This is a genomic window from Clostridium tyrobutyricum, from assembly GCF_019144085.1.
Classification (GTDB): Bacteria; Bacillota; Clostridia; order Clostridiales; family Clostridiaceae; genus Clostridium_B; species Clostridium_B tyrobutyricum_A.
Genome location: NZ_JAHHUY010000054.1, coordinates 1 through 8,346 on the forward strand (window position 1 = coordinate 1; position 8,346 = coordinate 8,346).

At 27.5% G+C, this 8,346-nt stretch carries 8 protein-coding genes; all 8 read left to right on the forward strand.

Annotated features, from left to right (window positions below; genetic code table 11):
* Positions 1-51 precede the first annotated feature (51 nt).
* Genes cas6 through cas2 form a run of 8 tightly spaced genes read left to right on the forward strand, consistent with a single transcriptional unit; the run spans position 52 to position 8,139 of the window.
* Positions 52-783 (forward strand): CRISPR-associated endoribonuclease Cas6, encoded by a 732-nt coding sequence (gene cas6, locus KM800_RS14630; RefSeq protein WP_217813747.1) that lies wholly within the window; start codon positions 52-54, stop codon positions 781-783.
* A 1-nt stretch (position 784) separates the two neighbouring features.
* Positions 785-2,554 (forward strand): type I-B CRISPR-associated protein Cas8b1/Cst1, encoded by a 1,770-nt coding sequence (gene cas8a1 / locus KM800_RS14635; RefSeq protein ID WP_217813748.1) that lies wholly within the window; start codon positions 785-787, stop codon positions 2,552-2,554.
* On the forward strand, positions 2,547-3,455 hold the full coding sequence (gene cas7i / locus KM800_RS14640) for a type I-B CRISPR-associated protein Cas7/Cst2/DevR (RefSeq protein ID WP_217813749.1): 909 nt from the start codon (positions 2,547-2,549) through the stop codon (positions 3,453-3,455). The genes cas8a1 and cas7i overlap by 8 nt, the downstream gene beginning before the upstream one ends.
* A 5-nt stretch (positions 3,456-3,460) precedes the next feature.
* Positions 3,461-4,135 (forward strand): type I-B CRISPR-associated protein Cas5b, encoded by a 675-nt coding sequence (gene cas5b / locus KM800_RS14645; protein ID WP_217813750.1) that lies wholly within the window; start codon positions 3,461-3,463, stop codon positions 4,133-4,135.
* Between the two features lie 26 nt (positions 4,136-4,161).
* Complete coding sequence (gene cas3, locus KM800_RS14650; protein ID WP_217813751.1) at positions 4,162-6,363, forward strand: CRISPR-associated helicase Cas3'; 2,202 nt, start codon at positions 4,162-4,164, stop codon at positions 6,361-6,363.
* Positions 6,364-6,368: 5 nt separating this feature from the next.
* Positions 6,369-6,887: a CRISPR-associated protein Cas4 gene (cas4, locus tag KM800_RS14655; protein WP_217813752.1), complete on the forward strand. Its 519-nt coding sequence runs from the start codon at positions 6,369-6,371 to the stop codon at positions 6,885-6,887.
* 2 nt (positions 6,888-6,889) lie between these two features.
* Positions 6,890-7,873, forward strand: coding sequence for a type I-B CRISPR-associated endonuclease Cas1b (cas1b, locus tag KM800_RS14660; RefSeq protein WP_217813753.1), 984 nt, complete (start codon positions 6,890-6,892; stop codon positions 7,871-7,873).
* Between the two features lie 2 nt (positions 7,874-7,875).
* Positions 7,876-8,139 (forward strand): CRISPR-associated endonuclease Cas2, encoded by a 264-nt coding sequence (cas2, locus tag KM800_RS14665; RefSeq protein ID WP_217813754.1) that lies wholly within the window; start codon positions 7,876-7,878, stop codon positions 8,137-8,139.
* Positions 8,140-8,346: the final 207 nt, after the last annotated feature.

Here is an 8,346-nt window from a genome sequence, read left to right on the forward strand (position 1 = left end):
TAGAGTTATGCTCAAGGCTATATAAATAATTTTTGAAAGAAGGTGGATTATATGAGATTTAAATGTACTTTTAAAACAGAAAAAATTTCTATAGCATATCATATGATGTTTGTCAGCATGATAAAGGAAGCTCTTAAGGAAGAAGACGAGGAATATTTAAATAAACTTTATTTTTTTGGAGATAAATATAATAAAAAATCAAAAAATTTCACATTTTCTGTTTACTTAAGAGATTACAAAATTAATGGTTATGAAATAAAGATCAATGATTCCGTAGATTTAAATATATCTTCTCCAGATGTTGAATTTATGATGAAGCTATATAATGGAATATTGAAGAAAAAGTCATTTTCATACAAGAAAATATATAATATGGATAAAATGAGGATATCAATGCAACCCGAGAAACATATTTCGAAAGGAAAAGTGTGTTTTAAAACATTATCGCCTATTTTTTTAAAAGACAAAAATGGAAAATCGGTTTCGACTGAGAGTGATGAATATTCCAGGGAATTTAATTATATTCAAAATAAGATACTTGAAAATTACAGAGGGTATGGACTTAGAGAAAATTTAGAATTTATACCTGTATTAATGGAGAAAAAAGTTGTCAAGGAGGAGATTAGTAAATTCAAAAAAATATCTGGTAAAGATGTGTATTGTGTTGAAAGTTACTCTGGAATATTTAAACTATGTGGTGATGTAAAAGATTTAAATGATATTTATATGCTAGGTGTTGGTTTCAGAAGATCGCAGGGATTTGGAATGATAGAGGTGGTGTAAGTTGAAAATTAAAGTATATTTAAATGACTGGTTTTATAATATGGGAATTGTAGGTTTCATGAGGATACTTAAAGATTCAGAAAACCTAAGAAAAATCACTGTAAAAGAAAATTATATTGAGTTTGACAGTGGTATTTTAAAAGATTTTGGAAAATATTATTTTGATTACTTTATGAAAAGATATGATGTACCTAAAGATAGATTGAAAAGATATCAAGTACAGAAGGCTTATATTAAGAAAAAGTCTGACTACAGGGATGGAATAAAATACTTAAAAAAAACAGTAATGGATGTAGCTAATAAATTTAAAAAAGATGAATCTGGAAAAGACTTAAAATTGATATCTAATGAAATTTCAAAAGTAAAAAGTGAGGATAAGTTTGAAATTCTAGATGAACAATATAAAAAATTTGAAGAAGTTTTATCTAGAGAAGAAATTTCAGAGAAACTTAAATTAAATAAGGTAAGAAGCATTTTATCTGATCAATACTTTGGGCAGGCTAGCTTTCTTCAAAAGACAGCTGCATCTAAAAGATTAAATGAACAAAGAGAAATAGCAGAAAAAGACTATATAATTCCTGTATATGAAATGGGAAAGCTTATGGATTTTTATAAGGCAGATAACTTGGATGAGGCTAAAAAATGTATTGAAGAATATTTAAACCTTGATAAAGGTTTTAAGGATAAGAACCTTGAAAAATTTTATAGAGGAGTAAGCAAAAAAATCACTAAAACAGGAAATATAGATTCAATTAAAGAAGGATTAGATTCTTCAAAATTATATGATTGTTCTCTTTGTAATAAATTTAAATCTTTGGGTGATGATTTTGAGGAAAAAATATTCGTACCTTTAGGCATAAGCAATAGTAATGCAAAAAATTTATATTGGGATTTTAATAATAAATTTCCAATATGCAATGTATGTAAGTTGATATTGTTTTGTACACCGGCAGGAGCTACAGATTTATTTAAAAGTTATATGGATGGTGATTATAAGGATAAGACTTATTTTGGATTTGTAAATATGGATACAGATATACATAAATTGTACAAACAAAATGAGAATTTTTATAACAGAAAAGATGAAGATTCACCATACAAGGAAATTATACTTAGTATGGTTCAGGAACTTGGAATTGAAAGCAAATGGGAACTTGAAAATATACTGTTTGTTGAGTTTGACGTTAATGGTAAGAACTGCAAACTAAATTATTTTAATATCCCTGAGTTTATAGCAAAGTTTTTTACATATAAAGGTAAAGAACTCAACAGTATAAAAGATGAAAAATTTAAATCTGAAATAGTTGATTTGATTTTAAAAAATGTAGATATTAAATTTTCAATTGATAGAAAATTAAGAATTGATATTAAAAGTGGATATAGTGCTTTTGACTGTTATATAGCATGTAAGAGCAGATACTATTTAAATAAATATAGAAAGGGTGAAAATGAAATGAATAGTAAAACCTTATTTTTTATATATAAGAATGGAAAGGATATAAACAAATACTTTACTGAGCACAATTCAGAAAATAAAATAGTCGGTATAGCTTATAGAATGCTAAATTCAGTTAGGACTGGAAATAAAAATGAGTTTATGGATGCTGTACTTAGGACATATATGACAGCACAAAAAGAAGTACCGGTGATTTTTTCTAAAATTTTTTCCAAAGAAAATTCAGAATTTGAGTCGGTAGCTCAGACTTTTGTATCTGGACTTATATCTAAAGAAACATTTAAAAAATCAGAGGAGGCAAATAAAAATGAGTAAAGGATTAACTTTAACTGTTATTTTTCAAGCACAGAGTTTAAACTTCGGGGAGGGAATTGCTAATATATCTGAACTTAAAAAATTGACAAGAGGAGATGGCAATTTATACACTTTTGCATCAAGGCAGTGCTTAAGATATGATATTGTAAGGCTTGGAAGCATGTTTTATAACTGGAATACGCAGGTTGTAGATAAAAGTAAGGGAACAGTACAATTTAGAGATGATTGTACAATAAAGGATTCAGAAGAGATGGACTTATTTGGATATATGAAAACAGCTAAAAAGAGTGACGATGAAAAAGGTGGATCTAATATAAGAAGTGCGGTTGTAAGGTTTAGTCACGCTATTTCACTTGAACCTTATAGGAACGATATGGATTTTTTAAATAATAAGGGATTGGCAGACAGGATAGGGGAACATCCTAATCTTGCAAATGTTGAGCAGCATTTTAGCTTTTATACTTATACAATTACAGTTGATTTAGACAAGATTGGTAATGATGGAAGTATAAATTTAAAAAATGAAATTAAAGAAAAAAGGGTAAATCAGCTTTTAAGTATAATCAAAGTATTAAACAGAAATATAAGAGGAAGACAAGAAAATCTTGCACCACTTTTTATAGTTGGTGGTATATATGATATTCCAAATCCATTTTTCTTAGGCAGAATAAAACTTAAATATAAAAATAATAAACCATGTATAAATTCTGATATTTTGAAGCAGACCCTTGAAACAAAAATATTTGATACTTCAATTGATGATAAAACTTCTATTGGAATAGTAAGTGATATATTTGGCAATGAAAATGAACTTATGGATGTGTTTAAAGATAAGAGTTATTCTATTGAAAAATTTTTTGGTAATCTTCAAAATGGTGTAAAATCATATTATGGGATGTGATTAAATTGGAAAGTCGTAAAAAAGTTCTTAAATTTAATATATTTCAAGAATCAGCTTGCTATAAAAAACCATTTTCTTTTAAAGCAGCTGAAACTTACCCACTGCCGCCATATTCTACAATAAAGGGACTTATGCACAAGGTTATTGATGCAGATAGGCCTTATCCAATGGAAGTTTCAGTTCAGGGCAGCTATGAAAGTAAGTTCAATAGCTTTCAGACAATATACTTTTATAAGAGTAAGAATATAACAACTATGCCTATGAATATACATCAGCTTTTTAATGTAAAATTAATTATCCATGTTTCTGCTGAAGAAAAACTGCTTGAAAAGATATATTATGGTTTTCAAAATTTAAATGAAGTAGTTAGCTTGGGTAGAAGGGAAGACTTAGCAAGGTTAGATAATGTTGAATTTACATGGGCAAAGCAAGTAGATATAGATGACGATGATAATGAGGCAGTTTCAATAAAAAATCCTATTTATATTCCTAAAAGTCAAACTTATGATTTGCTTCATGGAGTGAATTTTAGAATAAATAACTGGTATGAGAAAGTAAATGAAATGAGAATATGGAATAAGACAGATGTATTGTATGCAAATACTGATCAGGAAATTTCAGAAGGATTAGTTTGGATTGAAGAAGATAAACCAAAAGAATTGATTGCATTTAGTGATTAATAGTTAAAAATAATGGAGATGGTTAAATGTTATATGCAAAATCTGATCCTATAGAAAGTATAAGAGATCATACAGATGAACTCCTTAAAAATTATGAAGAGTTAAAGAAGACATATGGAGAAATTATAGAACAGAAGTTAAATATGGATATAGATGATTTTTGGCAGCTGCTAAATATATCTATCCTTTATCATGATGTTGGAAAATCCTATACCCAATTTCAAAATAAAATAAGGAAGGTTTTAAAAGAAGAGGAAATTCCGGAGAAAGACAGCACTGATATACCACACAATTATCTTTCTCCAACTTTAGTTCCATATAATAAATATAATATTTTTAAAAATAGAAACTTCAAAAAGATACTTGTACAAGCCATAGCTTACCATCATGAAAGAGACAGAATACCTAACTTAAATGAAATTAAAGAGGCTATAAATCTTGATTTGAAGAATAATATTGGCAAAATAAGAGAAGAAATGAAAATTGAAATTCCAGATAAGCCATCTTCTAAAATATTTGGTTTTATGGATTTTCAAAATAGGATAACTGAAGACAAAGACGAATACAATGATTATATTATGTTAAAAGGTTTGTTGCATAGAATAGATCATTCAGCTTCTGCCCATAGTAGTATAGAATTGGATAGAGAAAATAATGTTGGAGAATCAGCTCAAAAATATGTAACTAATAATTTTGGAAATCTAAGAAATGTACAAATATTTTGTAAAGATAATAAAAAGGACAATGTAATTTTAATAGCATCTACAGGAATGGGAAAAACGGAATCTGCACTTATGTGGATTGATAATGATAAAGGATTTTTTACACTTCCATTAAGAGTTACTCTCAATGCCTTGTTTTCAAGAATTAACAATGAAATTGGATATAAATCGGCTGGACTTCTTCATTCAACAAGCTTAGACTATCTTGAAGAAAATGGATTTGAAAATTCAGAAGAATTAGTTGAATCCGCAAGGCTTTTTTCAAAGAAATTGAGCTTTACTACAATTGATCAGTTATTTAAATTCCCATTCAAGTATAAAGGATACGAGAAAATTTATGCAACTCTTGCGTACTCTAAAGTTGTCATAGATGAAATTCAGTCATATACTCCAAAAATAGCGGCAGCGATAGTAAAGGGTATAGAAATGATATATAAAATAGGTGGTAAATTTTTAATAATGACAGCTACTCTCCCCAAAATATATACTGATTGTTTGACAGAACGAGGAGTTAAATTTAATACTAAAAATAATGGACATATACCTAAATTTATTATGAATAAAGAGAGACACAAGATTTTACTTAGAGATAAGGAAATTGAATATGATATTGAAGAAATAGTAAAGAGAGCTAGAAATAAAAAGGTTTTAGTAATTGTTAATACTGTAAAAAAGGCAGTGGAATTATATGACTTATTAAAAGAGTATGATTTGGGTAATTTAAATTTACTACATTCTGCATTTGTAAAAAGAGACAGATCTAGACTTGAAAAAGAGATAAAAGATTTTGCTGATAGTAAAGATATAACTAGTGGGTTATGGATAACAACTCAGATAGTTGAGGCCTCACTTGATGTTGACTTTGATTATTTATTTACTGAATTGTCTACTTTGGATAGTTTATTTCAAAGACTTGGAAGATGCTATAGGAAAAGACAATTTGATCTTAATGAACCCAATGTATATATTTATACGAAAGATGCCAGCGGCGTAGGCACTATATATGACGAAGAAATATTTAATATGGGATTAGAATACTTGAAAAAATATAATAATTGTATTTTAAGTGAAAGAGATAAAATTAATCTGGTTGATAAGCTTTATACAAAAGAAAATCTTAAAGATACTGAATTTTATAAAGAATTCAGCAATGCATTGCATATATTGGATACTAATCAAGAATATGAACTTACAGGTGGTAATGCACAGAAAATATTGAGGAATATAGATTCAATTACAGTTATTCCTAGAAATGTTTACGATAATAATATGAATTTGATCGATAAATTTATGAATTTCAAGAATACCTCATCTGAGGAAGGAAGAAAATATAAAAATAAATTATTCAGGAGTATAAGTAAACTTACAGCCGATGTACCAATATATAAATGTTCAAATAAAATAGTAAAAAGTTGTATTAGCGATAGGATTTTTGTTATTGAATGTGAGTATGATGAGAAAAGTGGAATTTTGTTTGATTCAGATATAACAAATTATATAGGGTGATTATCATGAAATTTAATTTGGAAGAATTTAAAGTTCAGGGAATAAAATTTAACTATTATTTTGTGTGTAGGAGAAAACTTTGGCTTTTCAATAGGGGAATAACTATGGAAAATAACAGTGAGAGGGTTATGCAAGGAAAAACTGTACATGAGGATTCTTATGCAAGGTTAAAGACTAGAGAAGTTTTAATTGATGATATATTAAGGTTGGATATAATGGATAAGGACTTTATTCGTGAGATAAAGATTACTAGCAGGATGAGAGATGTTGATAGAATGCAGCTTTTATACTATTTATATTATTTAAAAAAACTTGGTATTCAGAAAAAAGGAGTCCTAAATTATGTTAAAGAGAGAAAAAATGAGACAGTTGAATTGGATAAAGAATCTGAACTTAAAATAGAAAGTACACTTATAGATATAAATAAACTTTTGAGTCAAGAAAACCCTCCTAAAATTATTAAGTATCCATATTGTAAAAAATGTGCCTACTATCAATTTTGTTTTATACAGGAGGTTGAATGAAAATGGGTAAAGATTATTATATATTCACAAATGGTCAAATAAAAAGAAGAGAAAATACAATACATTTTACTGATGGAAAAAATTTATCAAAGGATATACCAATAGAAGCTATAGAAAGGTTGCATTTATTTGGAGAAATAACTTTGAATACTAAGTTCTTTAATTTTATAAGTAAGTATGGAGTTATAGTAAATTTTTATAATTATTATGGATTTTATTCAGGAAGTTATTACCCAAGAAAAAAGAATGTATCTGGATATTTAATTACCCGCCAAGCTGACTTTTATAATAAAAAAGATAAGAGGTTGTATATAGCTAAATGTTTTATTGATAGCGCTGCTCATCACATATTGAGAAATTTAAGAAAACATAAGCAATATACAGAGGAAATAATGACTAAAGTAGATGGAGAAAGAATTAATGTAGTATCATCTAAAGATATAAGTCAACTAATGGGTGCGGAAGGGAGAATGAGAAATGCTTATTATTCTGTCTATAATTATATACTAAAAAATGGCTTTTGTTTTAAAAAAAGAGAGAAAAGACCTCCTACAGATCCATTAAATGCATTGATTTCTTTTGGAAACAGTATGATGTATACAACAGTTTTAGGCGAAATATATAAAACTCAACTAGACCCAACAATAAGTTTTTTGCATGAACCTTCTACGAAGAGGTTTTCTCTATGCCTTGACATATCAGAAATATTTAAACCTTTAATAATCGATCCACTTATATTTTATGTTATTAATAATAGAATGATCACAATGAAAGATTTTGATATTCATGAAGATATATGTTTTTTAAATGATAGAGGAAGAAAGAAATTTATAAAGGAATATGAAAATAAACTTTCAACGACAGTTAAGCACAGGAGTTTAAAAAGAAATGTGTCTTATAGAAATTTTATAAAGTTGGAATGCTATAAACTTATAAAATATTTTATTGGAGATGAATTGTATAAGCCTTTGAAAGCGTGGTGGTGATTATTTTTGTTATATTAACATATGATATTGGAGAGAAAAGGGTAAATAGGATAAGAAAAATTGTAAAAAAGTATTTGACATGGACACAAAACTCTGTTTTTGAGGGAGATATAAGTGAATCCAAACTGCATAGGTGTTTATCTGAAATAAGTAGAAATACTGTAAGGGCAGAAGATTCGATTTATATTTATAGAGTGCAGAATCCTAAAAATATAACGAAAGATATAATAGGAATGGAAAAAAATTATGATGATATGTTTATTTAGAACTTTGCAGTGAACCTCTTTTTTATAAAATACAGTTTAAGTGTTGATATTAAATGGATAAGAATGATTTTTTAATATTTTAATATGCACTACTTGTGGTTTACTGCAAATATATTAAATTAATGGGTTTTATTGAACCTAGAAAGCTAGATAAAATAAGGCTTGACGATTTTTTTGAATTTGGGGTTTTATAAGAACTATGTGGTA